Consider the following 26991-nt stretch of genomic DNA (forward strand, 5'->3'; position numbering starts at 1 on the left):
GCCCCGCGCGCCCGGTCAGGAGCGGGCGCCCTCGGTCACCGGTCCCGCCGGCCGCTGCGGGACGTCCCGGCCGAGCCGGTAGGACAGGCCCCAGCAGGTGACCCGCCACAGCGCCTCGGCGACGATCGCGCCGCTCATCTTCGACGATCCGCGCTCCCGCTCGGCGAAGGTGATCGGCACCTCGCGGACCCGGAACCCGGCCCGCACCGCGCGCCAGGCCATGTCGACCTGGAAGCAGTAGCCCTGCGAGGCGACCGACTCCAGGTGCAGCTGTTCGAGCACCGAGCGCCGGAACACCCGGTAGCCGCCGGTGATGTCGCGGATCGGGACGCCCAGCGCGAGCCGGGAGTACAGGTTGCCGCCGCGCGAGAGCGCCTCGCGGTGCCACGGCCAGTTCACCACCCGGCCGCCGGGGACGTAGCGGGAGCCGAGCACGACGTCGGCGTCCTCCAGGGCGGCGAGCAGCGCCGGGAGGTCCTCGGGGGCGTGCGAGCCGTCGGCGTCCATCTCGACGACGACCTGGTGCTCCCCGGTCAGCGCGTGCCGGAAGCCGTCCAGGTAGGCGGCGCCGAGGCCGTCCTTGCCGGCCCGGTGCAGCACCGTGATCCGGTCGTCGGCGGCGGCCAGCTCGTCGGCGAGCTCACCGGTGCCGTCCGGGCTGGCGTCGTCGACCACCAGGACGTCCACGTCCGGCAGGCAGGCGTGCAACCGGGCGACCGCGGGACCCAGGTTCTCCCGCTCGTCGTAGGTCGGCACCACGACCAGGACCGGGCCCGGTGGTTCAGCCATTCTCGCCCTGTCCTTCCCTGCCCGTGCCCGCCGCACCGGACGACCCTACTGTCTCACTGCCTGCCGACCCGGGCCGTGACACACCGGGTGCACGGCCCGCGGTGGACGTGCCGGTGACGGTGCGCACCCGCCGGGCGCCGGAGTGCAGTTGTGCGGACAGCGTAGTCCTCACCCCGGAACGGGTGCGATCGACCGGCACGGCGGAGGGTGCGGATCCTCAGCGGGTGCCGGTGAGCAGGTGCGCGTTGCCCAGCGCGTCCAGGACACCCGGTCCGGGTGCGACGCCGTCCCGCTCGCCGCGCAGGAACCACTCGTAGCCGTAGGCGGCGGCGAACGTCGCGTCCGGGACGGCGGCCGGGTCGATCTGGCTGGCGTGCGCGAGCATCGCGTGCCGCTTGACGGCCAGATCGGCGGCGCTCCCGGTGACCGCGACCGCGATCTCCGCGGTGACCCGGCCGAAGCCGACGCCTGCGGCGCGGGCCGCGCCGTGGATCAGGTGCCGGTCGTGGGCGGAGAGGGCGAGGTGCTCCCGGTCGACCGTCATCCGGTATCCGGTGGCGCCGGTCAGCGAGCAGGCGATCGCCCCGGCGGCGTGCGCCGCGCGGTGGTCCGGGTGGCCGTATATGCCGGAGTCGTCGTCGTGCACGACCGTCCCGGCGCCCTCGGCGTCCACCAGCTCGGCGACGGTGCGGCCGAGGACGACCGGATCGGCGCCGGCGAGCGCCCGCGGGTGCCCGGTGCCGGGGCCGCCGGGCAGCCCGGAGTCGCGGTGCCCGAGCAGCACCAGGCGGGACACGCCGAGCAGCGCGGCCGCGTCCTCCAGCTCGCGGCGGCGCCGGTCGGTGACCGCCTCGCCGGGACCGAGCGGCAGCCGGGAGCCGCCGAGATCGCCGCCGGTGGCCATCACCAGAACGACGCGCGCGCCGGCGTCGGCGAGCCGGCGCAGGGTCAGCCCGGTGAAGATCGACTCGTCGTCGGGGTGGGCGTGCAGGGCGAGAACGGTCTCGCCGGACAGATCGGGGTTGTGCACCGTGTGATCGCTTCGCGTGCGGGGCCCGGACGGGCCGTCGGGAACGGGACCGGAACGGGTCGGTGCCCGGCCCGCCGGAGCGGGGATCGGATCGACGGACGCAGCGCCGTCAGCCGAGGGGGCACGGACCCGGACGACAGCAACACGCGGCGCGGTGCGCGGCGGCGGTCGTCGGGTCGATCACGCGGGACATCATGGCAGCACCGCCGGCCCGGGGCCACACCGGCCCCGCGGGACGGCCGTCACGGTGCAGCGGTGCCTGTCTCAGCCCGCACCCAGCGCCAGCAGCCGCACCTGCAGCTCCACGGTGAAGCGTTGCACGGGATCGTCCAGGCTGATCCCGCTGCGCGCCTCGATCCGCTGCAACCGGTAGCGCAGCGTGTTGCGGTGCACCCGCAGCCTGCGGGCGGCCTCGGAGACGTCGCGGCCGGCGTCGAACCAGGCCAGCAGCGAGGCCAGCACCTCGGCCCGGCGGTCCGGGTCGTGCTCGAGGGAGGCGTCGAGCGCGCCGTCGAACAGTCCGGGGCGGTCGCGGGCGATCTCCCCCAGCTCGGCGAGCACCGCCCACGGGCGCAGGTCGCTCAGGCTCGCGACCGACGGCCGTCCGCGGCCGGCGAGCACCGACGCGGCCCGGCAGAGCGGACCGGCCAGCGCGGCGATGTCGTCGTCGGCGTCGTGGCCGGGATCGACCCGGTCGCTGACGCAGGCGACGAACCGGACGCCGTGCAGGGCCGAGAGCCGGTTCCGCACGGTCTCGGCGTCGCGCTGGGCGGCGTCGCGGCCGCGCCGGCCGGGGAGCAGCACGACGGTCGCGCCGTCGGTCCGGGTGAGTGCCGCGCCGGGGAACACCATCCGCACGCACGCCCCGGCCGACGGCGCCGGTCCGGGGTCCGGGCGGTCGCCCGCCGGGCGCAGCGCGACCAGGGTCCAGCCGCCGGGCCCGCCGAGCGCGTCCAGCGATCCGGTGCCGGTGAGCGCGCCGCGCAGCAGCTCGTCGGCGAGGTCACCGGGGCCGGGCGTCGCGGGGTCCGGTGCGCCGGCCATCCGGGCGGCGACCACGGCCGCGGCCTCGGTCAGCACGTCCGGCGCGGTGTCGCACAGCGGCCCGCCGCCCTCGGCGGCGATCACGTAGCCGGCGACCGCGTCCCGGACGACGACCGGTGCCATCGTCCGCGGCACCGCGCCGGGGAACAGCACCTGCTGCGCCGTGCGGGTGCGCAGCAGCAGCTGCGCCGCACCGGATCCGGTGAACCACTCGCGGGCCGCCGCCGGCGCCCGGCGGTCCAGCACCGACCGTTCGCGCAGCGGGTCCACCGGATGCCCGAGCCCGGCGTGGGCGAGGGTCCGCAGCTCGGCGTCGACGATCTCGACCGGGCCGCCGACGGCGGCCGCCGTGGCCTCGGCCAGCGGGGACAGGTCGGGGGCGGGGGCCGCGGGCCGCTGCCCGAGCCGGGCCGCCGGGACCAGGGAGCGGGCGAGCACGCACAGGTCGTCCCAGCAGACCCGGTCCGCGGCGACCAGCACGGTCACCCCGGCCCGGCGGGCCCGGTCGCGGACCGCGGCGACGTCCTCGACGCCCTTGAGGACCACCGCGCAGGCCCCGCCGCGCGCGGCCTCGGCGACGGCCTGCCCGGCGAGCGCGGTGCCCGCCGACGGCGCCGCGACCAGCAGCAGGTCGTCCCGGCCGCACGGCCGCCCGGCCAGCGGGTCCCACAGGGTGACCCCGCCGAGCGGGCCGTCGATGCCGTGCGGTGCGGCGAGCACGTCGAGCACGCCGCGGCCGGGCCCGAGCAGCAGGTCGGCGAGCCGCGGGGGTGCGGGGCCGTCGTCCACCGCGGGCACCAGGCGCACGACCGGACAGCGGTCCTTCCGTGCGGGTGCCGCCTCCACCGGTCGCCGGTCCGTCAGGTTCACCTGCGTCACCACCTCTCCGGGCACGTCGTCGTCGTGCGATCCGGGAGTGAGGTTAGGAACGGTGCGGCCCGCCGTCTGTGGGCGAACTGCACGGTCTGCCCGGTGGGGTGTGCAGACTGCACCGCGGACCGGGCACCGGGGCCGTGGGCGGGAACACGCGCTGCCGCGACACACGGGCGTGACAGGAGTGTAGCCCGGCCGACACGGCCGGGCGTGCGTCCTGCACCACACCGGCGTCGGTCAGTCGGCCTCGTCCCAGGCGACGCCGAGTGCCCGGGTCGCCAGGTGCACCATGATCCGGTCGTCCGGGTCGTCGAGATCGACCGGGAGCAGATCACGGATCCGCTCCAGCCGCTGCATCACGGTGTTGCGGTGCACCCCGAGCGCGGCCGCGGTGTCGGTCGCCGACGACTCCCGGTCCAGGTAGCCGCGCAGGGTCCGGACGAGCTCGCCGTGCGGGTCCGCCTCGATCAGCGGGGTCAGCACGTCGGCAGCCACCGAGCGCAGCGCCGGGGAGCTGTACCAGCCGACCAGCATCCGTTTCATGCTGACCCCGTCGACGTGCTCGACGGTCGCCGGCCCGTCCTCGGTGCCGGCCAGCAGGCAACCCCGGCGGGCCTCCTCCAGCGAGGCGCGCAGGCCGGCGAGACCGTCGCGGGTGCCGCCGATCCCGGCGCACAGCCGCAGTCCCGGCCGGTCGGCCTCGACCGACAGCAGCGCCTCCCGCACGGCGTCGCGGACCGCGGCCGCGGCCGGGTCGGGACCGTCCGCCGCGGTGCCCGACGAGTCGGTGGTCACCCACAGCACCCACCCGTCCGGACGCTCGACGAGCCCCATCGGCATGCCGTGCGCGGCGAGCCGCTCGTCCAGGTCCGCCACCGGCTCGCCGGGCCGCAGCACGGCGCTGCCGGGCCGCACCGCGACCTGCACGGCGGTGTGCCGGCCGGCCAGCCGCCAGCCGAGCGCGGTCGCCCGCTCGACCGCCCGCGACGACGGGGCGTCGCCCTGGTCGAGCAGCTCCCCCAGCAGCAGCGAGCGGCGCCGCCCGGCCCGCTCCAGCGACGCGGTGGTGCGCGCGACGTAGGCGGTGTAGGACAGCGCCGCGATCGCCATCGACTGCCGGATCGGTTCCAGCAGGGCGCCGGTGACCGTCTGCAGCCGGGCCGCCAGCCAGAAGTTCGCCGGGGCGTCCGGGTCGAGCTGGACGGGCTGCACGAGCACCGCGTCGCCGTCGCCGACCTCGAAGGTGCCGGCCGCCGGGCGGGCCGCGGTCAGGTGCGACCGGACCTCGGGCCGGTCCATCAGGTCCCGCACCGCGGGCTCCCCCGCGACGAAGCGGGACTCGGCGTCGACCAGCGCGACCGGCCCGCCGAGGGTCTGGGCGAGGGTCCGGGTGAGCCGGCCGGCGTCGGACGAGGGCACCTGGAAGCGCTGCGCGGTGGTCCCGAGGATCCGCAGGCCGGCGATCTCCGGGGCGCGCACGTAGGGATCGAAGGCGGCGGCGACCGCGGCCGGCGCGATCTCGTCCAGCACGACGAGCGGGACGGCGAGCCGATCGGCCAGCCTGCGGGTGGCGAGCGGGACGGCGGCGCCGGGGCGCTGCGCGATGATCCCGGCCAGCCCGGCGCCGTGCGCGAGCCGCAGGGCCAGGTCCGCGCCGGGCAGGTCGAGCGTCAGCTGCTCCGGCCCGAACACCACCACGCTGCCGGGCGCGAGGTCCTCCACGGCGTGCACCGAGCCGCCGGGCACGACCATCCGCACCGCGCGGTCCAGCCCGGCCGCGCCGCCGAGCACCTCGTGCCCGCGCAGCAGGCCGGTCGCGAGCAGCCTGCCGAGGGTCACCGTCGATCCGCTCACCAGGTCTCCCCCGTCCCGGCCGGGTCCACCAGCGGACCGGTCGCCGTCACCCGCAGCCGCACGCACGGCATCGGCACGTAGGTCATCGCCATCTCGCGCACCGCGCCGATCCGGACCCGGCGCGGATCGGCACCCGCCCGGACCGCGCCGTCCCGGGCGGCGCGCCGGGCCAGCCGCACCCCCTCGGCCAGCGAGCCGTCGGCGAACCGGAACAACCGGTCCACGGTGGCCGACGCCTCCGCGGTGGCGGCCCCGTACGCGGCGGCCCATTCCGCGTCGGCCGGACGCCGGGCCTCCGGCGGGAGCGGGACCGGCCCGGGGGTGCCGGCCACCGCGACCGGTGCGTCGCCGAGCGCGGCGCCGACCCGGACGATCCCGGCCCGGACCCGCTCCAGCAGCGCCGCCGGGCCGGCGTCGCCGTCCGGCCGCAGGTGCACGACCCGGTCGGTGCGCACCGCCAGCCGGATGCCGCGGACCTCGCGGAACGTGCCGGTGTCGGGCACCAGGCCGTCGTCCAGGCCACCGATCCGCAGGCCGTCGGGGCGGGAGTCCAGCACGACCAGGGTCGGCGACCCGGTCAGCCGGGCCGTCCCGGCGCGGGCGGTGGCGTGCGGTGCGCCGACCATCAGCACCGGATGCGCGGCGGCCACGTCCGGGCCCAGGACGTGCCCGCCGCCGTCCATCAGGAACAGCTCGGCGTCCGGTCCGGCGGCGGCCGCCAGCGCGCCGGTCAGCGCACCCGCCCGGCGGGCCAGCGCCGCGTCGAGCACCGCGGTGTTCTCCCGTTCCAGCAGGCCGACACCGCCGTAGCCGTGCGCGGTGACCACCGGGACGTCCGGGCCGAGCACCGCACCGAGCAGCGCCGCCGCCCGCTGCTCGTGCCCGGGATCGAGGTGCCCGGACACGGCGGCGACCGCGACGGCTGCGACCGGGCCTGCGGCGACCGGGCCGGCGGCGACCGGGCCGGCACAGCGGCGGGCGAACGCGCCGATCGCGCCGGTGTCCAGCGGCGCGATCTCCGACCCGTCGTGCAGGTATCCGCCGCCGACCACGGCGACCGGCCCGCACACCGCGCCGGCGAGGTCGGCCGGCCAGCCGGTCAGCGGCGGCACACCGGTCGTCGCCGGGGCGCCGATCCGCAGCACCCCGACCCGGTCCAGCACGCCGGGATCGCCGAGCAGGTCGGCCGGGCCGGGGCAGCTCACGACCACCCGCAGCGGCCCGCCGCCGGGCGGGCGCAGCCCGGCCAGCAGCTCGCGGACGGTGCCGGCCGGGTCGTCCGGGTCGCCCGGCCGGGCGCACCGGGCGACGATCCGGCCGTCCGCGCCGACCAGGACCGCGGTGGCCGGGCCCGGGCCCAGGTCGATCCCGATCCGCGGCAGCCGGCCGGCGCTCACGACGGTCCGACCCGCACCGGATCGACGTCGAGGCCGAACGCGCGCGGCCCGGCCAGTGCGTAGCCGTCGGGCCGGTGCCAGCGCTCGTCGACCGGCAGTGCGACCACGTGCACCTGCTGCCCGACGACGACGTCCACGGTCTGCAGCACCGCGCCGGTGTCCCGGTCGATCAGGTCGATCACGTCCGGCACGGTCACCGCGACGACGCCGTCGGCGGAGGCGACCAGGTTCTCGTTCTGGAAGTCGACCCGCATCATCCGCGCGCCGCGCCGGTCGGCGGGCGGGTCCGACTCGATGCTCACCACGCCGCGGGGGAAGCCGTCGGTGGTGCGGTGCACCAGCTCCCGGACGACGCCGGAGAACAGCAGCCGCCCGCCGGTCTCGGCCAGCAGCGCCGCCGGGTCGCCGACGACCGGCGCGGAGCGCAGCGCGCGGCCGATCCGGACGCACTCGGTGAGCCCGCCGCGCGGTGCGAGCCGGGCGCACTCGGCGGCGGTCAGCCGGTAGGTGCTGATCAGGGCGACCAGCCCCATGTGCGGCATGGCGCTGCGCAGCAGCCGGGACACGGTGCCCGCGTCGTCGGCGGAGAGCACCGCGGAGGTGCCGCGCGAGTCGACCACCACCACCGGCGACGCGCTCAGCCCGGCCAGGGTGAGCAGGGTCGCCTCGATCATCGGCAGGCAGCGGCGCATCACGTCGGCGTCGACGCAGGGCAGGCCGAGCTGGGCGGCGGTGACCACCGGTGCGATCACGTTGACCGCGCCGAGCTGCACCGGCAGCACGGCCGAGCAGCTGCCCTCGGCGACCGTCTCGAACAGCGTCCGCAACCGGGCGCTCTCCTGCTCGCCGTGGAACATCTCGACCAGCACCGAGGGGGTGCCCGCGGACAGCACCGGCAGCACCAGCGAGTCGGGGGGCAGGTCGGCGGCGTCGACCAGCCGGACCGGGCCGTGCCGGCGCAGCGCGGCGCGCAGCATCTGCCGGGGCAGGTAGGGGTCTCCCCCGCCGCCGCTGCCCAGCACGACCGCGCCGCCGACGACGTCGTCGACGTCCTCCTCGGTGATCCAGCCCTCGGTGCGCCAGTGCCCGGCGCTGGTGTTGCCGGTGGTCCGCCGCATCGCCGCGCTCCACCCTCCTCACCCCGGGCCGGGCGCCCCGAACCCCGCGTACACCGCGGCGAACGTGCCTGCGGCCGCCGACAGCTCGTCGACCGGCACGTACTCGTCGGCGGTGTGCGCCACGGTCATCGAACCAGGACCGTAGACCACCGCGGGGATGCCGAGGTCGTTGCGCAGGAACCGGGCGTCGGTGCCCAGGTTCAGCCCGCGCACCGGTGCGCCCCCGGCGGCGGCCCGCACCCGGTGCACGAACGGATGGTCCGGGTCGAGCTCGGAGCCCTCGACGAACGCCAGCGTCTCGACGGTGTGGTCGATCCCGGGGCCGGCCCGCTCCAGCACCGCGGCGAGCCCGGCGAGCACCTGCTGCTCGGTCCAGCCGGGCAGCACCCGCCGGTCCAGCCGCAGGGTCGCGGTGTCGGCGACGATGTTGGGCATCGAGCCGCCCGAGATGGTGCCGACGTTGCAGGTCGGGTCGCCCAGCAGCGGATGCGGCTCGGTGCCGAAGTCGGCCAGGTGCAGCGCCTGCACCAGGCGGGCCGCGTCGGCGATCGCGGAGTGCCCGGCCGCCGGGTCGCCGCCGTGCGCGGCGCGGCCGCGGACCCGGATCTCGGCGAGCAGCGCGCCCCGTTCGGCGACGCCGACGCCCAGCTCGCTCGGCTCCGGCACGATCGCCGCGTCGGCCGCGATCCGGCCGGCCGCGAGCAGCGCGGCGGTCCCCCACCGGCCGCCGGTCTCCTCGTCGGCGACCAGGTGGAACTGCAGGTCGCAGGGCAGCTCGAGGCCGGCGTCCTGGCAGGCGCGGACGCCCTCGATCGCGGCGGCGATGCCGCCCTTCATGTCGCAGGCGCCGCGGCCGTAGACCCGGCCGTCGCGGACCACCCCGCCGAACGGCGGGACCGACCAGTCCTCGGCCCGCAGCGCGACGACGTCGACGTGCCCGTTCACCAGCAGCGTCGGCCGGCTGCCGTCCCCGGCGCCGAGCGTGCCCAGCACCGAGATCCGTCCGGGGGCGGGCTCGAACACCTCGGTGCGGGCGCCGAGGCCGTGCAGCACGTCGCGCAGCAGCCCGGCGATCGCGGACTCGTCGCCCGGCGGGTTCCGGGTGTCGCACTGCACCATCGCCACCGTCAGGTCGGTGCAGCGGGCGGTGTCGACCGCGGCCCGGGCCCGGTCCGCGGTGGCGGGCACCGCCGTCACCGGTGCCCGCCGGGGATCTCGTCCAGGAACGCGGTCCCGTCCAGAAAGCCGAGCGGGGCGATCCCCTCGAGGAACCCGCGCAGCTGCGGGCGGGCCCGGAACAGGTCGGTGAACAGCGCGCGGGCGCCGTCGGTGTCGCCGCTGCGCGCCATCAGCAGCGCCCGCCAGAAGTCGGCCTCCCGGTTGTCCGGGCCGAGCAGCTCGGCGGCCCGGGCCAGCCCGTCCAGCCGGTCGGCCAGCTCGCCGGCCGGGACACCGGTGAACGGGCCCAGGGTCAGCCCGCGCTCGAAGATGACGCCGCCGATCAGGTCGAACGCCCGCTGCCGGGGCAGCAGCCTGCCGAGCTCGCCGACCGGATCGGGATGGTCGTCGACCCGCAGATCGACCAGGGTCTGCTCCCAGGGCCGGTCGGTGCGGGTGCCGGTGACGACCTTCAGCACCGCCGACTGCGATCCGCGCACGTCGCCACCGGCCGCCTCGGCCGCGACCAGCGCGGCAAGCAGCCGGTCGGCCAGCTCGCCGGACGCGCCGCGGTAGGCGTCCAGCATGGCCGGCCAGACCTGCGCCGAGCCGAGCATGTTGCCCTGCACGGCGACCCCGTCGCCGGTCGCGCCGCCGGCCGCCGGGGCGCACCGGTCGCCGGTGTGCGAGGCGGCACGGCCCGCGGCGTCGACCACGCCGAGCTGGCGGTAGCCGGCGTCCGGGTCGGCGGCGACGAGCGCGGCGACCGCGTCGGCGGCCGGCGCGCCGGACCGGATCAGGTCCAGCGCGCCGGGGCCGTGCGCGACCTCGACGAACGCCTGGGTGGCGGCCGCGCCGACGCCGGGTTCGGTCCAGCCGACGAGCCGCCCGACGCCGAAGAAGTGCGACTGGGCGGCGACCCCCAGCGCCCCGGTGTGCGGGCAGCGGGCCACGATCGAGTAGGTCACCGGGTGGCCTCCACGTGCTCGGTGATCAGGGCGGCGACCCGCTCGGGCACCTCCAGCATCGGCAGGTGCCCGACGCCGTCGAGGAACACCGGCTCGGTGCCGGTGGCGGCGGCGATCTCGGCGGTCATCGCCGGTGGGCAGGTCGGGTCCTCGGTGCCGGTGGCGGCCAGCACCGGGACGCCGACCCGCCCGGTCAGGTGCCGGATGTCGGCCCGGAACGCGCCGTGCAGGATCGCCGCGACGACGGCCTCGTCGCGGGTGCCCGCGGCCGCGGCCAGCCCGTCGACGACCCGCGGCTCGGTGCGGAACGCGCCGCCGACGATGCCGGGCAGCAGCCCGGCGAAGTAGCCGGCGGTGCCCTGCGCGGTCAGCTCGGCCACCATCGCCTCGATCGCCTCGTCCGGTGCGCCGACCCCGAGGGTGGAGCCGAAGGTGGCGACGCCGAGCACCCGCTCCGGGTGCAGCGCGGCGGCGGCCAGCGCGATCGACCCGCCCAGCGAGCCGCCGGCCAGGTGCACCGTCCGCAGGCCGAGCGCGTCGAGCACGGCGACGACGTCGGGCAGCCAGCCGTCCTCGATCGAGAACGGCCCGGCGGTGGTGGACGTGCCGTGCCCGCGCAGGTCCAGCGCCACCGTGGGCCGGTCGAGCGCCGCGGTGACGTGCTCCCACACCGAGCCCGCGGTGTTGATCGGGTGCACCAGGACGAGCGTGCCGTCGGCGGCGGGATCGCCGGTGACCCGCACCGTGAGCGGCCCGGCGGAGCCGTCCACGGTGCGGACCGACGTCGTGACGCCGCTCATTCGGTGCCGTACTTCAGCTGCCCCTCGGGGGCGAACTCGCTGATGTGCATGTGCCAGATCCGCCAGTCGGCGTTGCCGGCGCCGTCGTCGCGGCGCAGGAACTCGGTGTTGCGGAACCGGGTCGCGCCGCTCGTCTCCAGCTTGCCGGTCGGGGTGGGCAGCACCAGCTCGGCCTCGCCCTCGGAGGTGAGCAGCGCGACGTCGCCGAACACCTGGATCTCCGGCTCGGTGACGTCGGCGATCCGGGTGATGGTGACGCCGACCGAGGTGAGGTTGCGCCACAGCTTCGCCTTGTCGGCGGCGCCGCGGTAGACGAAGCCGTTGAGGTTGAACTGCAGGTAGCCGTCGCCGACCGGGAAGTACGGCAGCATCTTCTCGACGTCGAGTCCGACGTTGGCGGCGAACCAGCCGTCGTGCACGGCGCGGACGGCGGCGACGTCCTGGTCATGGGTGCTCATGGTGATCTCTCCTGCTGGGTCGGGCGTCGGGGGTCAGGAACTGAAGTCGGGGACGAGACCGGCGACGGTCGCGAGGGTCTCGTCGGCGTTGTCGGCCACCACCGGCACGACGACGACCTTGTCGGCGCCGGCGTCGAGCAGGGCCTGGATGCCGGCGCGGGCCTCGTCCGGGCCACCGGTGACGCTGAACGCGTCGACCCACTCCTCGGGCATCTCGGCGGCCACGGTCGCGGCGCCGCCGCGGGCGATCATGTCGGCGATCGCGTCGTTGGCGCCGATCGAGGCGAACAGCGGGCACGGGCCGGTGGCGCCGATGTAGAAGGCCAGCACCGGGCGGATCTGCTCGCGCACCTCGGCGGCCCGGGCCGGATCGCCGGTCAGGTTCATCGCGACCAGCACGACCTGCTCGGGCCGGGTGCTGCGACCGGCCGCGTCGGCGGCGGCGTCCAGCTTCTCCCGGGTGGCCCGGACGTACTCCGGGGTGGCGAGCACGCTGACGACGATGCCGTCGGCCAGCTCGCCGGTCAGGGCGATGCCCTTGTCCCCCAGCACGCCGGTGTAGAGCGGCGGGACCTGCGCCGGCGGGTGGGTGAGGGCGACCTCGTTGAAGGTGAACACCCGGCCCGTGTCGTCGACCTTCTCCCCGGCCAGCAGCGCCGACACCCCGGTGAGGGTCTCGCGCAGCGCCGACATCGGGGACTTCACGGTCAGCCCCATCTGTGCCGTCCAGGCCGGTACGCCGTGCCCGACGCCGGGCTTGAACCGGCCCGGATAGGCGCGGGCCAGGGTCGCCGTCTCCATGGCGAGCAGTGCGGGATGGCGCACCATCGAGGAGACGACGGCGATCCCGACCGGGATCCGCTCGGTGGCGCCGAGCGCGATCGCCGAGGCGGCGATGCCGCCGAGGAAGAAGTAGTCCTCCGGGATCCAGAGCTCCCCGAAGCCGCGCTGCTCGACCTCGCGGGCCAGCCGGGCGATGTCCTCGGGCGGTGTGGTGCTGCCGAGCAGCAGGCCGATCCTGTTGGTCATGATCCTCAACTCCTGGGTCAGCCCAGCGCCCGCAGCCGCGGTGCCAGGTCCTTGTCGAACAGCTGCAGGAACCGCTGCTGGTCGTGTCCGGGCGCGTGCAGCACCAGGTGCCGGAAGCCGGCGTCGACGTAGGGGCGGACCCGCTCGGCGATCTCGTCCGGGTCGGACGCGACGATCCAGCGGGACGCGACCTGCTCGATCGGCAGCTCGTCGGCGATCCGCTCCATCTCCAGCGGATCGGAGATGCCGTGCTTCTGCTCCGGGCGCAGCGACAGCGGCGCCCAGAACCGGGTGTTCTCCCGGGCGGCGTCCGGGTCCGGGTCGTAGGACACCTTGATCTCGATCATCCGGTCGATGTCGCAGCGGCGGCGGCCGGCCGCCTCGGCGCCCGCGTCGACGGCCGGTTGCAGCTTCTCGGTGTAGAGGTCCATCCCCTTGCCGCTGGTGCAGATGAGCCCGTCGGCGGCCCGCCCGACGTACTTCGCGACGACCGGCCCGCCGGCCGCGACGTAGATCGGGACCGGGACCTCGGGGCGGTCGTAGACGGTGGCGTCGACGGTGCGGTAGTACTCGCCGTCGACGGTCACCCGCTCGCCGGTCCACAGCGCCCGGATCAGGTCGATCGCCTCGCGCATCCGGGCGAACCGCTCGCGGAACTCGGGCCACTCCAGCCGGGCCACGGCGACCTCGTTGAGCGCCTCGCCGGTGCCGACGCCGAGCAGCACCCGGCCCGGGTAGAGCGCGCCGAGCGTGCCGAAGGCCTGCGCGACGACCGCCGGGTTGTACCGGAACGTGGCGGTGAGCACGCTGGTGCCGAGGGTGACGCGGGAGGTGCGCTCGCCGGCGGCGGCGATCCAGGCGATCGAGAACGGCGCGTGCCCGCCGCGATGCCGCCAGGGCTGGAAGTGGTCGCTGACCAGCACGCTCTGCATGCCGTGCTGCTCGGCGAGCACGGACAGCTCGACGAGCTCGCGGGGGCCGAACTGCTCGGCCGAGGCCTTGTAGCCGAGCACCAGGTCCGATCCGGTCACGCGGCTCCTCCGGTGGTCGGGCCGACGACCGGCGCGGCGTGTGCCACGTCCATCCCGCCGATGAAGCTGCGGAACGACGCGTGGAAGCTCTCCGGGAGCCCGGCCATCGCGGTGCGGAAGCCGTCGAGATCGGCGACCTCGATCAGCTCCAGGTAGTGGTGGGCCGGTACGCCGACGCCGTCGAGCACCGGGCCCTCCAGGCGCAGCACCCGGAACCCGAGGACCCCCGGCATCCCGGCTGCGGTGGGGGCGTCCACCTCGCGCAGCCAGCGTTCGTAGTCCGCGCGCACGGCCTCGTCGGTGAGCGTGGTCAGCGCGACGACGGTGTGGCTCATCGGGCCGGCTCCGTCGCCAGCCCGTCGAGCACCCGCTCCGGCAGCACCGGGATCGAGGTGAGCGGCGCCGCACCGGCGGGCAGCGCGTCCTGCAGGGCGTTCACGATCGCCGACGGGGCGGCGATGACGCCGCTCTCCCCGACGCCCTTGGCGCCGTTGAGTGCGAACGGGGTCGGCGTGACGGTGTGGAAGACGTCGAGCTCGGGGATCTCGGGGGCGATCGGCACCAGGTAGTCGGCGAACCCGGTCGCGCCCGGTTGCCCGGACTCGTCGTAGACGATCTCCTCGGTGAGCGCGGCGCCCTGGCCCTGCAGCGCGCCGCCGACGATCTGGGCGTCCACGATGCGCGGGTTCAGCTGGTTCCCGCAGTCGTGCCCGAAGATCATCCGCGGGACGCGGACCTGCCCGGTGTCCGGGTCGACGTCCACGAGTGCGACGACGACGCCGTAGGAGAAGGCGAGCGCCTGCGGGTCGAACGCGCCGAGCGTCTCCAGCCCGGGCTCCATCCCCTCCGGCAGGTTCCCGCCCTGGTAGGCGGCCGCGGCGACGGTCGCGTAGCTCAGCCCGGCCGCGCCGGCGCCGCGCACCCGGAACTCGCCGTCGGAGTGCTCGACGTCGCCGGGATCGGCCTCCAGCAGGTGCGCGGCGATCCGGCGCATCTTGTCGACGGCCTTGTCGGCGGCCAGGATCAGCGAGGAGCCGGCGATCCCGGCGGCCCGGCTGGCCCCGCTGGCGTAGGCGGTGTAGTGGCTGGAGTCGGTGTCGCCGAACCGGACGGTCACGTGGTCCAGCGGCACCCCGAACCGGTCCGCGGCCAGCTGGGCGAACGCGGTCTCCAGGTCCTGGCCCATCGGCGTCTGGCTGGACACCACGCGCACCCGGCCGTCCGGCTCGACGGTCGCCGAGGTGGCGTCCCAGCCGCCGGTGGTGATCCCGATCAGCGGGAACACCCCGGACGGGCCGAAGTTGGTGCACTCGTTGAAGAAGGCGATCCCGATCCCGGCCGGGCGGCCCGCGGCGCGGATCTCGTCGCGCTCCCGGAGCATGTCGGCGTAGGCGGGCCGGTCCAGGGCGAGATCGAGCATCTGCGGGTAGTCGCCGGAGTCGAGGAGCTGACCGGTGGCGGTGGTGAACGGGAACGCCTCGGGCGGGATCAGGTTGCGCCGGCGCAGCTCGACCGGGTCCAGCCCGAGCTGCGGTGCGGCGATGTCGAGCAGCCGCTCCAGCGGGAAGTTCGCCTCCGGCTGGCCGAAGCCGCGGTAGGCGCCGAGCGGGGTCTTGTTGGTGACCACGGCGGTCGCCGAGATGTCCACCGCGGGCACCGTGTACGGCCCGCACAGCAGCGCGCCGGTGGCCCAGCCGGTGCCGGCGCCGCAGGTCGACGGGGCGCTGCCGAGATCGATCAGGTAGCGGGCGCGGAGCCCGACGATCCGGGCGTCGGCGTCGAACCCGATCTCCAGCTCCATCCGCTGGTCCCGGGACGGGGTGGACGCGACGAACGACTCGTCGCGCTGCTCGGTGAACCGCACCGGGCGGCGCAGCCGCAGCGCGAAGTACGGGACGAGTGCCTCCTCGGGGTACAGCACCGCCTTCATCCCGAAGGCGCCGCCGACGTCCGGTGCGATCACCCGGATCCGGTTCTCCGGCACGCCGAGCATCGCCGCGACACCCTCCCGGATCTGGTGCGGCGACTGGGTGGAGGTGTGGATGGTCAGCCGCGGCCCGGTCGGGTCGTAGTCGCAGACCACGCCCCGGGTCTCCATCGAGGTGGCCAGGATCCGCGAGGTCGTGAACGTCTCCCGGACGACGGTGTGCGCGCCGGCCAGCGCGGCACCCGCGTCCGGCGGCTCCGGCAGGCCCGGGACGGCGACCGGCCAGGCCGCCCGGACCTGCACGTTGTCGCCCCACTCCTCGTGCAGCAGCGGCGCGCCGGGATCGAGCGCCTGGTCCACCGTGGTCACCGCGGGCAGCGGCTGGTAGACGACCTCGATCGCGTCCCGGGCGTCCTCGGCGACGTACTGGTCCCGGGCGACGACGACGGCCACCGGCTCGCCGACGTGCCGGACCTTGTCGACGGTCAGCGGCCTGCCGTGCCCGGTCTTCTGCCCGGGCAGGTCCCACAGGTACTGCTGGGGGCCGATCTCGTCGAACAGCTCGGCGCCGGTCGCGACCGCGTACACGCCGTCGATCGCCCGGGCGGCGGTGGTGTCGATGGAGACGATCCGGGCGTGCGCGTGCGGGCTGCGCAGCACCACCAGGGTGGCCTCGCGGTTCTGGTGCACGTCGTCGACGTAGCGCCCGGCGCCGCGGACGAACCGGTCGCCGGTGCGGCTGGGGATGCTGCGGCCGACGTAACCGCCGGTCGGCTGCTCGGTGACGGTCATGCGCCGGCCTCCCCGGTCACGTGGTCGAGCGCGGACCCGAGGGCGTCCACGATCCCGGCGTAGCCGGTGCAGCGGCAGATGTTCGCCGACAGCCTGCGCAGCAGCTCGGCGCGGTCGAACCGGGCGCCCGCCCGGGCCTCGGCGATGATCTCGGTGCCGAGCACCACGAAACCGGGCGTGCAGAACCCGCACTGGAAGCCGGTGTGCTCGATCAGCGCCTGCTGGAAGCGGGACAGGGTGCCGTCGGGGTCCTCGACGCCCTCCACGGTGGTGATCTCGGCGCGGTCGGCCTGGACCGCCAGGGTCAGGCAGGACCGGGCCGACTCGCCGTCGACGAGCACCGTGCAGGCGCCGCACCAGCCCTGGTGACAGGACGTGTGGGTGCCGGTGCGCCCGGCGCGTTCGCGCAGGAAGTCGGCGAGGTTGGTGCGCGGCTCGGCGAGCGCGGCGACCGGCTCGCCGTTCACCTGCATCGTCAGCACGCGCTCACCGGTGGGCCGGGCGGGTGCGGTCGGGGGGAGATCGGTGGTGGTCATGCGGCGTCCTCCCGGGAGGGCGTGTGGCGGGTGGGGTCCGGGGCGACCCGGGACAGCGCGGCGGTGACCGCGACCGTGACCAGGCGGCGCCGGTAGGACACCGATCCGTAGCGGTCGCCGTTCGGGACGACCAGACCGGCGGCGGCGACCGACGCGTCACCGGCGTCCGCGGCGGGCACGACGACCGGGGCGCCCCCGACCCCGGTCACGGCGACGACGAGCGCGCCGCCCGCGTCGTGCCCGGCGATCGCGGAGACCTTCGCGTGCCGTCGGAAGTGCCGCTGCTCGAACGCCCACGGCCGGTCCGGGACCGGCAGCTCGACGGCGGCGAGCAGCTCGTCGGGGCGCAGCGTCGTCCGGAACGGGCCGGTGAACAGCTCGGCCGCCGGGATGCGGCGCTCCCCGGACGCCGAGTGCGCCACCGCGACGCCGCCCAGCGCGAGCAGCACCAGCGGCAGCTCGGCGGTGGGATCGGCGAACGCGATGCTCCCGCCGACCGTGCCGCGGTTGCGGGTCGGGACGTGCCCGACGTGGCCGAGGGCCTCGGTCAGCACCGGCACCCCGGCGGCGAGCGGGTCACGCTGCACCGTCCGCTGGGTGACCGCGGCGCCGATCCGCAACCGGTCGCCGTCGAGGGTGATGCCGCCGAGCTCGGGGACCCGGCCGATCGCGAGCACCAGCTCCGGGGTGCGGGTGCGGGCGTTGAGCTGGGGTACCAGGCTCTGGCCGCCGGCGAGTACGGCGACCTCACCCGGCTCGGCGGCGAGCACGGCACACGCCTCGTCGAGGGAACGGGGTTCCCGATACCGGAACGGGGCAGGACGCATGGAACCTCCCAGGGACGGGGACGCCACGTGGTGGTGGGCGGCGCGATGTCCGACCGGTGGCGAGATCCGAAACTAGGAGTGGCGGGGGCCGGGACGCTTCGGCGCCGCGGACAAACCTGCGGGGACCGCGGTGTGCACGGTGCTCAACGGCCGGGTGTGCGGGCCGTCGGGGCCTCCGCCCGTCAGCCGAGGTGTTCCAGCCAGTTCCAGAGGGCGCGTTCGCGATCGGGGTCGTAGGACTCGGTGGACGACGGTGCGGCCTTCGTCCGGTGGATGTAGGCGCCGGACGCCGCGGGAGTGACGCCGAGGACGGTGTCGGCGAGCTTCCGGCCCGCGGGGACCGGGGTGTCGACGAGGCCGGTGACCGTGAGCAGCGGGACGATCCTGCTCATCAGGAAGGGGAATGCGCCCCCGGTCTCGCGCGCGAGCCCGGTCCCGACCACGAGACTGGGGTTGTAGGCGACGATGTCGACGCCCTCGGGTAGACGGCGGGCCCACTCGTGGACCAGGTGGATGCCGCCGAGCTTGCTGGTCACGTAGGCACGACGGCCGGCCCGGACCCGTCCGGCGGAGGCGAAGGCTCCCGGCCGGGAGATCTCCGGGATCGCCCACCGGGGTGCGGGCATGGTCCCCCCGGTGTGCCGCAGATCCCCGAAGTGGGCGTCGCTGACCGTGACGACGATGCGCGCAGGGGCCTGGATGTGCGGGTGCAGCTGCCGGAGCAGCTGGTGGGTGGACATGACGTTCACCGCGAAGGTTCGCTCGTATCCGTCGACGGTGGCCTGCACCGCGTCGGAGAGGTGGACCCCCGCGTTGAAGACGAGACCCCGCAGCGGGGGCAACCCACCGGACTCGAGGAGATCCTCCAGCTGCGCGCCGGCAGCGGCCACGCTCGCCCTGCTCGACAGATCGACGTCGACGGTCGAGACGTGTGGGGTGATCTCCTGCAGGCCCGGCAGCACCTCGGCGGCGGAGGAGCCTCGCCCGAGCACCACGAGGTGGGTGCCGGGGCTGCGCCGCAGGACCTCCCGCGCGGCTTCGAGACCGATCCCGCGGGTGGCCCCGGTCATGATCAGGGTTCGGGTCGCTGCGGTCATGGGTGGGCTCCCTGGGTGAGATCGTGGTTCCCGGTCGCCGTCGACACTGACCGGGCGCCCGGGGACGGAGGAGACTTCGCCGAGCCTGGTATCCGCAGGGCCATGCACGCGGCGTTGCGCCCGCACCGGCGCAGGGAGAATGACGCCATGGTGGGAGACGAGCGGTCGGACCTGGGCGCGTATCTCCGTCGTCATCGCTCGGAGATGACACCCCGGGACCGGCCGGGTGCGTCCCCGCTGTCCCACCGACGGGTGCCGGGCCTGCGACGCCAGGAGCTCGCCGACATCGCGGGCATCTCGGTCGAGTACTACACCCGTCTCGAACAGGGGCGCGCGACCCGGCCCTCGCGGGAGATCCTCACCGCTCTGGCACGGGCGTTCCCGCTGTCGGACGCCGAGCGGGATCACCTGTTCCGGCTCGCCGACGAGCGACCTCCGCGGCGGCGGGCACCCGCCGCAGAGGTCCGGCCGGGGCTCCGGCAGCTGCTCGCCGGCCTGGACGACACCGTGCCGGTCACCGTCCACGACGGCCGGCTCGACGTGCTGGCGCTCAACCGCGCCGCAGCGGAGCTGTTCGGGCCGGTGTTCGGCGACGGACCCTACGGCCGGAACATCGTCCACCAGGCGTTCACGTCCACCGGGCTGCGCACGGTTCTCGGGGACGAGGGAGCGGAGCAACTCGCCAGGGTGGCGGCCGCCGAACTGCGCAAGGCGCTCGGCCGCTACCCGGAGGACGCACGCCTTCGTTCCCTGTTCCACGAGCTGTCGACCCGCAGCCCCGGGTTCGGGCAACACTGGGAACGAGCAGAGATCGGAACGTGGAGCTCGGCGATGAAGAACCTCCACCATCCGACCAGGGGTCCGCTCTCCTTCGACAGCGAGATGCTGCACGACCCCGAGAGCGACCACTGGGTCATGCTCTTCACACCCCGCCGCGCCTGAGCGTCCCCGCCGGAGATCCCCGTCCTGGTGCACCGGGCCGCGATCCGCGTGGCCGTACGCACCACGACGGTGATCTTCGGCCTGGCCACCGTGCCCAGCGCGTCGCCGTCCGGGATGTGCACCGTGGCCACATCCCGCGCGGCGCGGCGCGCGACGGTCGCGGATCCCGCCCACGCCGTCTGGACCCGCGCCGCACCGGATGCGCACGCTGACCGGGTCCGGCCCACCCCGCCGGACACCGTCCCGTCATCACCCACGAGGTGCCCGTGTCCGACACCCCTGTCCAGCTGCTCTCCCCCGACGGCGAGCTGACCGACCATCCCGACCATCCGCTCGACGTCCACCCCACGCTGGCCCGCGACCTGCTGCGCCGGATGGTGCTGGCCCGCCGCCTCGACGAGGAGGCGCTGCACCTGCAACGCCAGGGCGAGCTCGGCCTGTGGCTGCAGTGCCGCGGCCAGGAGGCCGCCCAGGTCGGTGCGGTGACCGCGCTCGACGACCGCGACCGGATCTTCCCCAGCTACCGCGAGCACGCCGCCGCGCTGTGCCGCGGTGTCCCGCCGGCCGGTCTGCTCGCCCAGTGGCGCGGCTGCTCGGCCGCCGGCTGGGATCCCGAGGAGCACCGGTTCGGGGTGTACACCCTGGTGCTCGCCGCGCAGCTGCTGCACGCCGTCGGGTATGCGATGGGGGTGCAGCGCGACGGCGCCGACGAGATCGTGCTGGCCTGCCTCGGCGACGGCGCCGCGAGTGAGGGCGACGCCTCGGAGGCGCTGAACTGGGCGGCCACCACGTCCGCGCCGGTGCTGTTCCTCTGCCAGAACAACCAGTTCGCGATCTCCACCCCCACCCGGCTGCAGCAGCGCGCCCCGCTGCACCAGCGGGCCCGCGGTTTCGGGCTGGACGCGCACCTGGTCGACGGCAACGACGTGTTCGCCGTGCACGCCGTCACCGCCTCCGCCGCCGCGGCCGTCCGGGCCGGCGCCGGGCCGGCGCTGATCGAGGCCGTCACCTACCGGATGGGCGGGCACAGCTCGTCCGACGACCCGTCCCGCTACCGGGACGACGCCGAGCTCGCCGGCTGGACCGCCCGCGACCCGATCACCCGGGTCGAGCGGCTGCTGGACCGCCGCGGCTGGGCCGACGCACCGTTCCGCGACGAGCTGCAACGCGAGTCCGACGAGCTCGCCGCGCAGGTCCGCGCCGCCTGCCTCGCGCTGGCCGCACCCGAGTTCGGCTCGGTGTTCGCGCACGTGCTCGCCGGTGGCTCGGCGACCGTCGACGCCGAACGCTCGGCGCACGCCGCCTACGCGGCGTCCTTCCTGGACTGATCCCGCTCCGGGCCACCACGGCCCGACGACGACGAGGACAACCCTGTGACCAGGCAATCCACAATGGTCCGTGCGCTGAACGACGCGCTGCGCAGCACCCTGGAGGACGACCCGGCGGTACTCGTGATGGGTGAGGACGTCGGCCGGCTCGGCGGCGTCTTCCGGGTCACCGACGGCCTGCAGAAGGACTTCGGCGAGGCGCGGGTGCTCGACACCCCGCTGGCCGAGTCCGGCATCGTGGGCACCGCGATCGGGCTCGCGATGCGCGGCTACCGGCCGGTCTGCGAGATCCAGTTCGACGGCTTCGCCTACCCGGCGTTCAACCAGATCGTCTCCCAGCTCGCGAAGCTGCACGCGCGCACCGCGGGCGCGGTCCGGCTGCCGGTGGTGATCCGGATCCCGGCCGGCGGCGGCATCGGCGCCGTCGAGCACCACAGCGAGTCCAACGAGGCGTACTTCGCGCACACCGCGGGCCTGCGGGTGGTCTACTGCTCCACCCCGCAGGACGCGCACTGGATGCTGCGCCAGGCCGTCACCGGTGACGATCCGGTGCTGTTCTACGAGCCGAAGCGGCGCTACTGGTCGACCGGCGAGGTCGCCACCGATCCGGCCGATCCGGCGGTGCTCCCGCTGGACCGGGCCCGGATCGTCCGGCCCGGGCGGGACCTCACGCTGCTCACCTACGGCGGGATGGTCGCGGTCTGCCTGGCCGCCGCCGAGGCGGCCGCCGAGGACGGGCACGACCTGGAGGTCGTCGACCTGCGGACGCTGTCCCCGCTCGACCTGCACACCGTCCTGGAGTCGGTGCGCCGGACCCGGCGCGCCGTCGTCGCGCACGAGGCCCCGACCTTCCTGGGGCTCGGCGCCGAGGTCGCCGCCGCGGTGACCGAACACTGCTTCTTCGATCTCGAGGCCCCGGTGCTGCGGGTCGGCGCCTATCACGCGCCCTACCCACCGGCCCGGCTGGAGGACGAGTACCTGCCCGATCTCGATCGCGTGCTCGACGCCGTCGACCGAACCCTGGACCCCGCATGAGCAGCTCCACCGTCCCGACCGGCACCGCCCCCACCGGCACCGTCCCGACCGGCACCGAGTTCCGGCTGCCCGACGTCGGCGAGGGCCTGACCGAGGCCGAGATCGTCACCTGGCGGGTCTCCCCCGGCGACACCGTCGGCATCAACGATCCGCTGGCCGACATCGAGACCGCGAAGTCGCTGGTCGAGCTGAGCAGCCCGCACGCCGGGACGGTCGCCGAGCTGTGCGCCGCGGAGGGCGACACCGTGCCGGTCGGTTCGGTGCTGCTGCGCTTCGCCGGGCCGGACGGGCCCGGCTCCCCCGATCCCGGGCCGGACGGGCCCGGCTCCCCCGCTGCCGGATCGGGCGGGCCCGGCTCCGCCGCTGCCGGGCCCGTGGAGGCCGGCGGCCCCGGGGAACAGCCCGCGGTGCTGGTCGGGCCCGGTCCGCGGCCCGAGGCGAGCCGCAGGCGGAAACGCACCCGGGACGCCGCCGCAGGGGACACCGGCAGCAGCGGCGGCAGGGCCGGGGACGCGCCGGGGACCGCCCGGGTCGCCGCCCCGTCACCCACCCCGCCCGCGGGTCCCGGGACGGGCCCGGCCGGGAGCGGCAGCGCGCCCCCACCGGCCGCACCCGCCGTGCGCCGGCTGGCCCGCGAGCTCGGCATCCCACTGACCTCGGTCACCGCCACCGGCCCGGGCGGGCGGGTGCTGCGCGAGGACGTGCTGGGCCACTTCACCGCCGCGCTCTCCCCCGCCACCCCGGACGGTGAGATCCGGACCCCGATCCGCGGGGTCCGCCGGGCGACCGCGGACGCCGTCACCCGCAGCGCCTTCACCGCACCGCACGTCACCGAGTTCCTCGACGTCGACGTCACCGGAACCGTCGAGCTCGTGGCGCGGCTGCGTGAGGACCCGCGGCTCGCCGGGAGCCGGGTCACCCCGCTGCTGGTCGCCGCCCGCGCGGTGCTCGCCGCCGTGCGCGCCCACCCCGAGATCAACGCCCGCTGGTCGGCGGAGACCGGCGAGATCGTGCAGCACGCCGCCGTCAACCTCGGGATCGCCGCGGCCACCGACCGCGGGCTGATCGTGCCGAACATCGCCGGCGCCGACCGGCTCGACCTGCCCGGCCTGGCCCGCGCGCTGGACGCGCTGGTGCAGACCGCGCGGTCCGGCCGCACCCCGGTCGCCGACCTGACCGGCGGCACCCTCACGATCACCAACATCGGGGTGTTCGGGGTGGACGCCGCGACCCCGATCCTCAATCCCGGCGAGGCCGCGATCCTCTGCCTCGGCGCGTTCCGCCGCCGGCCGTGGGTGGTCGGCGACGACGTCGTCCCGCGCTGGACGACCCGGCTGTCGCTGTCGTTCGACCACCGGCTCGTCGACGGCGAGCTCGGCAGCCGGGTCCTCGCCCGGATCGGCACCGTGCTCACCGACCCCACCTGGGAGCTGGCACTGGCCTGATCCCGACCCCCGCCCGTCCGCACGAAGAAGGAGCCATGACCGTACTGATCGACCGCAGGACCCCGGGCGCGCCGACCGCGCTCACCACGTTCGCCGAGCAGAGCTTCGAGCAGCTGCTCGTCAGCCGCGACCCGGCCGGCGGCCCGCGCGGGTTCATCGCGGTGCACGACACCTCGCTCGGTCCCGCGCTCGGCGGGGTCCGGGTCCGCCGCTACCCCGACGACGAGACCGCCGCCGCCGACGCGCTGCGCCTGGCCAGGGCCATGACCTACAAGGCGGCGCTGGCCGGGCTGCCGCTCGGCGGCGGCAAGTCGGTGATCAACGCCGATCCGCGCACCGGGAAGACCGCCGCGGTGCTCGCCGCGCACGGCCGGGCGATCGGGCTGCTCGGCGGCCGCTACATCCCGGCCGCCGACATGGGCACCGGCCCGGAGGACCTGCGGGTGATCGCCGAGCACACCCCGGTCGTCGCGAGCGCCGAGCGGGACCCGTCGCCGTCCACCGCGCGCGGGGTGGTCGCCGCGATGCGCGCGGTCGCGCTGCGGCGCGGGCACAGCTCGCTGGCCGGGCTGTCGGTCGCCGTGCAGGGCGTCGGGAACGTCGGCGGGCACATCGTCGGGCTGCTGCACGCCGAGGGCGCCCGCACCGTCGTCGACGATCTGGACCCGGAGCGGGTCCGGGACGCCGTCACCCGCTTCGGTGCCGTCCCGGCCGACGGCGCCGACGTGCTGCTCGCCGACGTCGACCTGGTCTGCCCGGCCGGGGCCGGCCTGGTCCTCGACGCCGAGCGTGTCGACCGGCTGCGTGCGTGGGCGGTCGTGCCGGCCGCGAACAACGCGCTGGCCGGGGACGAGCAGGCGCTGCGGCTGCGCGCACGCGGCATCGACTACGTGCCCGACTTCGTCGCCAACTCCGGCGGGCTGATCTCCTGCGAGGCCGAGATCCGCGGCGTCTCCGGGTTCGCCGACCGGCTGGAGGCGATCGGCGCCACCACCGCGGAGATCCTGGCCGCGGCGGACGCCGACGGCGTCGACGCGCTCACCGCCGCCACCGCGCTCGCCGACCGCCGGATCGCCGCCGCCCGCGCCCGCAACGCCGGCGCATGATCACCGATCGGGCACCGGGACGTTCGCCGGGCGACCGTTCCGGTTCCCGATCCGTGATCACCCGATCCGCGGCGGGGTGTGTGCGGTGACCTCGGGCGGCTCGTGGCGGAAGGGTTCCACCGCGACCGCGCACAGCTGACCGGTGCAGCCCTGGGCCAGCCGGGACGAGCCGCGGTCCCGGGTCAGGGCGTTCGGGTTGCCGTGCACGCAGAGCGCGTCGTCGCCGGCGTCCGGGCGCTCCGGGTCCGGGCGCGGATCCCACCAGGCGCCGGTCGGCAGCTGCAGCACGCCGGCCCGGATGTCGTCGGTCACCCGGGCCGAGGCCAGGCAGGCGCCGCGGTCGTTGTACAGCCGGACGACGTCGCCGTCGGCGATCCCGAGCCCGGCGGCGTCGTCCGGGTGGATCCGGACGACCTCGCGTCCGGACCGCTTCGAGCCCGCCGAGTGCGCGCCGAAGTCCAGCTGCGAGTGCAGCCGGGTCGCGGGCTGGTTGGAGACCAGCCAGAACGGGTGCCGCTCGTCGGGCGCCTCGGTCGGTTCCAGCCAGGCCGGATGCCCGGGATGGTCGGCGTAGCCGTACCCGGCGATCGGCGCGGACCCGACCTGGATCCGGCCGGACGGCGTCGGCAGCGGGTGCGCCACCGGATCGGACCGGAACCGGCCGAGGACGCCGCCGTCGTCCGGGCGCTGCGGCAGCTCCAGCTCGCCGCGCTCCCAGAACTCGTCGAAGTCGGGGGCGTCGAGCCCGCGATCGGCGAGTGCCTTGCGGGTGCGGTCGTACATGTGGACCAGCCAGTCGTGCGCGCTGCGACCCTCGGTGAACGTCTCGCCGTGGCCCAGCCGGTGCGCGAGCGCGGCGTACACGTCGTAGTCGTCGCGGGCCTCGCCGCGCGGCGGGACGAGCTGCTTCATCGCGACCAGCAGCGGATCGGCGCTGGTCGCGCCCATGTCGTCGCGTTCGAGGGTGGTCGTGGACGGCAGCACGACGTCGGCGTGCCGGGCGGTGGCGGTCCACATCGGGTCGTGCACCACGAAGGTGTCCAGCTCGGCGACCGCGCGCCGCAGCCGGCGCAGGTCCTGGTGGTGGTGGAACGGGTTGCCGCCGGCCCACCAGGCCAGCCGCACGTGCGGGTAGGTGTGCTCGGCGCCGTTGTAGTCGTAGGTCTCCCCCGGGTGCAGCAGCATGTCGGCGACCCGGGCGACCGGGATGAACGACGACACCGGGTTCGGTATCCGGGAGAAGGCCGGCACCGGCACCGCGTTGCGCAGCCTGCCGTAGTGCCCGAGCGAGCCGAGGCCGTAGTTGAACCCGCCGCCGGGCAGCCCGATCTGGCCGAGCACCGCGGCCAGCGCGGTCGCCCCCCACACCGGCTGCTCGCCGTGCTCGGCGCGCTGCAGCGACTGCGCGACGGTGACCAGCGTGCGCCCGTAGGCGATCCGCCAGGCCAGCTCCCGGATCGCGGACGCGTCGATGCCGGTGATCTCCGCGGCCCACTCGGCGTCCTTGACCGGCGCCGCGAACAGGTACTCGCGCAGCTGTTCCCAGCCGTCGCAGTGGGTGTCGAGGAAGTCCGCGTCGTGCCGGTTCTCGGCCGCGACGGTGTGCATCAGCGCCAGCATCAGCGCGACGTCGGTGCCCGGGCGGATCGGCAGCCAGGTCGCGTCGACCTCCTCCGGCAGGTCCGGACGCAGCGGGCTGACCAGCACGAACACTGCGCCGCGGTCGCGGGCGGCGCGCATCGCGCCGCGCTCGACGTGCCGGCTCACCCCGCCGGCGGCGATCGCCGAGTTCTTCAGCGCCATCCCGCCGAACGCCAGCACGGTGTCGGTGTGCGCGGCCACCGCGTCCCAGGTGACGGCGTTGCGGCTGACCGAGTCGAACGCCCCGAGGACCTGCGGCAGGATCACCTCCGCCGCGCCGCCGGAGTAGGTGTTGACCGAGCGGGTGTAGCCGCCGGTCGCCGCGAGGAAGCGGTGCAGCTGGCCCTGCGCGTGATGGAACCGCCCGGCCGACGCCCAGCCGTAGGACCCGCCGTAGACGGCGGCGTCGCCGTAGGTCGAGCGGACCCGGTGGGTCTCCTCGGCGAGCCGGTCCAGCACCGCGTCCCAGGAGACGGTCAGGTAGCCGTCCCGGCCGCGCGCGGGATCCCGGCCGGGGCCGCGCTCCCACCAGCCCCGCCGGACCGCCGGGGCCGTCACCCGGGCCGGGTGCGCGACCGCGGCCGGGATGTTGTCCAGCACCGGGGACGGGTCCGGGTCGCCCGGGTGCGGGCGCACCCGCAACCGCTCGCCGTCGTAGCGGGCGCGGAACACGCCCCAGTGGGCACTGTGGGTCTTCTCGATCTCGGTCACCGGGCTCCACGCTATGCGGCGGGCGCCCGCATGCGGAAGGGATCGCGGGGGAAGC

At 75.8% G+C, this 26991-nt stretch carries 23 protein-coding genes; 5 read left to right on the forward strand and 18 right to left on the reverse strand.

Features of this window, described 5'->3' with window-relative positions; all coding sequences use genetic code 11:
• Positions 1-15: 15 nt before the first annotated feature.
• The 17 genes from ABD160_RS01090 to ABD160_RS01170 all read right to left on the reverse strand — a co-directional run bounded on the left by ABD160_RS01090 (position 16) and on the right by ABD160_RS01170 (position 18728).
• Positions 16-789 (reverse strand): polyprenol monophosphomannose synthase, encoded by a 774-nt coding sequence (locus ABD160_RS01090; protein WP_344017616.1) that lies wholly within the window; start codon positions 787-789, stop codon positions 16-18.
• A gap of 217 nt (positions 790-1006) precedes the next feature.
• Entirely contained in the window at positions 1007-1819 is an 813-nt protein-coding gene (locus tag ABD160_RS01095) for a PIG-L deacetylase family protein (protein WP_344017617.1), read from the reverse strand.
• 264 nt (positions 1820-2083) lie between these two features.
• A complete protein-coding gene (locus ABD160_RS01100) occupies positions 2084-3670 on the reverse strand; it encodes a PucR family transcriptional regulator (protein ID WP_344017618.1) in 1587 nt (528 codons plus the stop codon).
• Positions 3671-3973: 303 nt separating this feature from the next.
• Complete coding sequence (locus ABD160_RS01105; RefSeq protein WP_344017619.1) at positions 3974-5590, reverse strand: helix-turn-helix domain-containing protein; 1617 nt, start codon at positions 5588-5590, stop codon at positions 3974-3976.
• Entirely contained in the window at positions 5587-6987 is a 1401-nt protein-coding gene (locus tag ABD160_RS01110; protein ID WP_344017620.1) for a hydantoinase/oxoprolinase, read from the reverse strand. The genes ABD160_RS01105 and ABD160_RS01110 overlap by 4 nt, the downstream gene beginning before the upstream one ends.
• Positions 6984-8105 carry an S-methyl thiohydantoin desulfurase family protein gene (locus tag ABD160_RS01115; protein ID WP_344017623.1) on the reverse strand — a complete coding sequence of 374 codons (1122 nt, stop codon included), beginning with the start codon at positions 8103-8105 and terminating at the stop codon, positions 6984-6986. The genes ABD160_RS01110 and ABD160_RS01115 overlap by 4 nt, the downstream gene beginning before the upstream one ends.
• Positions 8106-8123: 18 nt before the next feature.
• The gene (locus ABD160_RS01120) at positions 8124-9293 is read right to left on the reverse strand and encodes a M20 family metallopeptidase (RefSeq protein WP_344017624.1); all 1170 of its coding nucleotides are present in this window, start codon (positions 9291-9293) and stop codon (positions 8124-8126) included.
• 5 nt (positions 9294-9298) lie between these two features.
• Positions 9299-10231 carry a DUF1028 domain-containing protein gene (locus tag ABD160_RS01125; RefSeq protein ID WP_344017625.1) on the reverse strand — a complete coding sequence of 311 codons (933 nt, stop codon included), beginning with the start codon at positions 10229-10231 and terminating at the stop codon, positions 9299-9301.
• Positions 10228-11031: an alpha/beta fold hydrolase gene (locus ABD160_RS01130; protein ID WP_344017627.1), complete on the reverse strand. Its 804-nt coding sequence runs from the start codon at positions 11029-11031 to the stop codon at positions 10228-10230. Before ABD160_RS01130 ends, ABD160_RS01125 begins: the two co-directional genes overlap by 4 nt.
• Positions 11028-11489, reverse strand: a complete 462-nt coding sequence (locus ABD160_RS01135; RefSeq protein WP_344017629.1) for a YybH family protein — start codon at positions 11487-11489, stop codon at positions 11028-11030. The genes ABD160_RS01130 and ABD160_RS01135 overlap by 4 nt, the downstream gene beginning before the upstream one ends.
• A gap of 33 nt (positions 11490-11522) precedes the next feature.
• Positions 11523-12518: an LLM class flavin-dependent oxidoreductase gene (locus ABD160_RS01140; protein ID WP_344017630.1), complete on the reverse strand. Its 996-nt coding sequence runs from the start codon at positions 12516-12518 to the stop codon at positions 11523-11525.
• Between the two features lie 17 nt (positions 12519-12535).
• The gene (fgd, locus tag ABD160_RS01145; RefSeq protein WP_344017631.1) at positions 12536-13549 is read right to left on the reverse strand and encodes a glucose-6-phosphate dehydrogenase (coenzyme-F420); all 1014 of its coding nucleotides are present in this window, start codon (positions 13547-13549) and stop codon (positions 12536-12538) included.
• Positions 13546-13884, reverse strand: coding sequence for a hypothetical protein (locus tag ABD160_RS01150; protein ID WP_344017632.1), 339 nt, complete (start codon positions 13882-13884; stop codon positions 13546-13548). Before ABD160_RS01150 ends, fgd begins: the two co-directional genes overlap by 4 nt.
• Positions 13881-16268, reverse strand: a complete 2388-nt coding sequence (locus ABD160_RS01155) for a xanthine dehydrogenase family protein molybdopterin-binding subunit (protein WP_344017633.1) — start codon at positions 16266-16268, stop codon at positions 13881-13883. Before ABD160_RS01155 ends, ABD160_RS01150 begins: the two co-directional genes overlap by 4 nt.
• Positions 16265-16804 (reverse strand): (2Fe-2S)-binding protein, encoded by a 540-nt coding sequence (locus ABD160_RS01160; protein WP_344017634.1) that lies wholly within the window; start codon positions 16802-16804, stop codon positions 16265-16267. Before ABD160_RS01160 ends, ABD160_RS01155 begins: the two co-directional genes overlap by 4 nt.
• On the reverse strand, positions 16801-17631 hold the full coding sequence (locus ABD160_RS01165; RefSeq protein WP_344017635.1) for an FAD binding domain-containing protein: 831 nt from the start codon (positions 17629-17631) through the stop codon (positions 16801-16803). Before ABD160_RS01165 ends, ABD160_RS01160 begins: the two co-directional genes overlap by 4 nt.
• Before the next feature lie 182 nt (positions 17632-17813).
• Positions 17814-18728, reverse strand: a complete 915-nt coding sequence (locus ABD160_RS01170; RefSeq protein ID WP_344017636.1) for an SDR family NAD(P)-dependent oxidoreductase — start codon at positions 18726-18728, stop codon at positions 17814-17816.
• A gap of 147 nt (positions 18729-18875) precedes the next feature.
• On the opposite strand from ABD160_RS01170, the gene ABD160_RS01175 reads away from it, so the two are divergent.
• The 5 genes from ABD160_RS01175 to ABD160_RS01195 all read left to right on the forward strand — a co-directional run bounded on the left by ABD160_RS01175 (position 18876) and on the right by ABD160_RS01195 (position 24584).
• Complete coding sequence (locus ABD160_RS01175) at positions 18876-19670, forward strand: helix-turn-helix transcriptional regulator (RefSeq protein ID WP_344017637.1); 795 nt, start codon at positions 18876-18878, stop codon at positions 19668-19670.
• A gap of 266 nt (positions 19671-19936) precedes the next feature.
• A complete protein-coding gene (locus tag ABD160_RS01180) occupies positions 19937-20998 on the forward strand; it encodes a thiamine pyrophosphate-dependent enzyme (protein WP_344017638.1) in 1062 nt (353 codons plus the stop codon).
• 63 nt (positions 20999-21061) lie between these two features.
• On the forward strand, positions 21062-22033 hold the full coding sequence (locus tag ABD160_RS01185) for an alpha-ketoacid dehydrogenase subunit beta (RefSeq protein ID WP_344017998.1): 972 nt from the start codon (positions 21062-21064) through the stop codon (positions 22031-22033).
• A complete protein-coding gene (locus ABD160_RS01190; protein ID WP_344017639.1) occupies positions 22030-23478 on the forward strand; it encodes a dihydrolipoamide acetyltransferase family protein in 1449 nt (482 codons plus the stop codon). Before ABD160_RS01185 ends, ABD160_RS01190 begins: the two co-directional genes overlap by 4 nt.
• Positions 23479-23513: 35 nt before the next feature.
• Positions 23514-24584, forward strand: coding sequence for a Glu/Leu/Phe/Val dehydrogenase dimerization domain-containing protein (locus ABD160_RS01195; protein WP_344017640.1), 1071 nt, complete (start codon positions 23514-23516; stop codon positions 24582-24584).
• A 57-nt stretch (positions 24585-24641) separates the two neighbouring features.
• Here ABD160_RS01195 and ABD160_RS01200 read toward each other — a convergent pair whose 3' ends face one another.
• Complete coding sequence (locus ABD160_RS01200) at positions 24642-26936, reverse strand: molybdopterin-dependent oxidoreductase (RefSeq protein WP_344017641.1); 2295 nt, start codon at positions 26934-26936, stop codon at positions 24642-24644.
• Positions 26937-26991: the final 55 nt, after the last annotated feature.

Origin of the sequence: Pseudonocardia kongjuensis (genome assembly GCF_039526905.1) — a bacterium.
GTDB lineage: Bacteria > Actinomycetota > Actinomycetes > Mycobacteriales > Pseudonocardiaceae > Pseudonocardia > Pseudonocardia kongjuensis.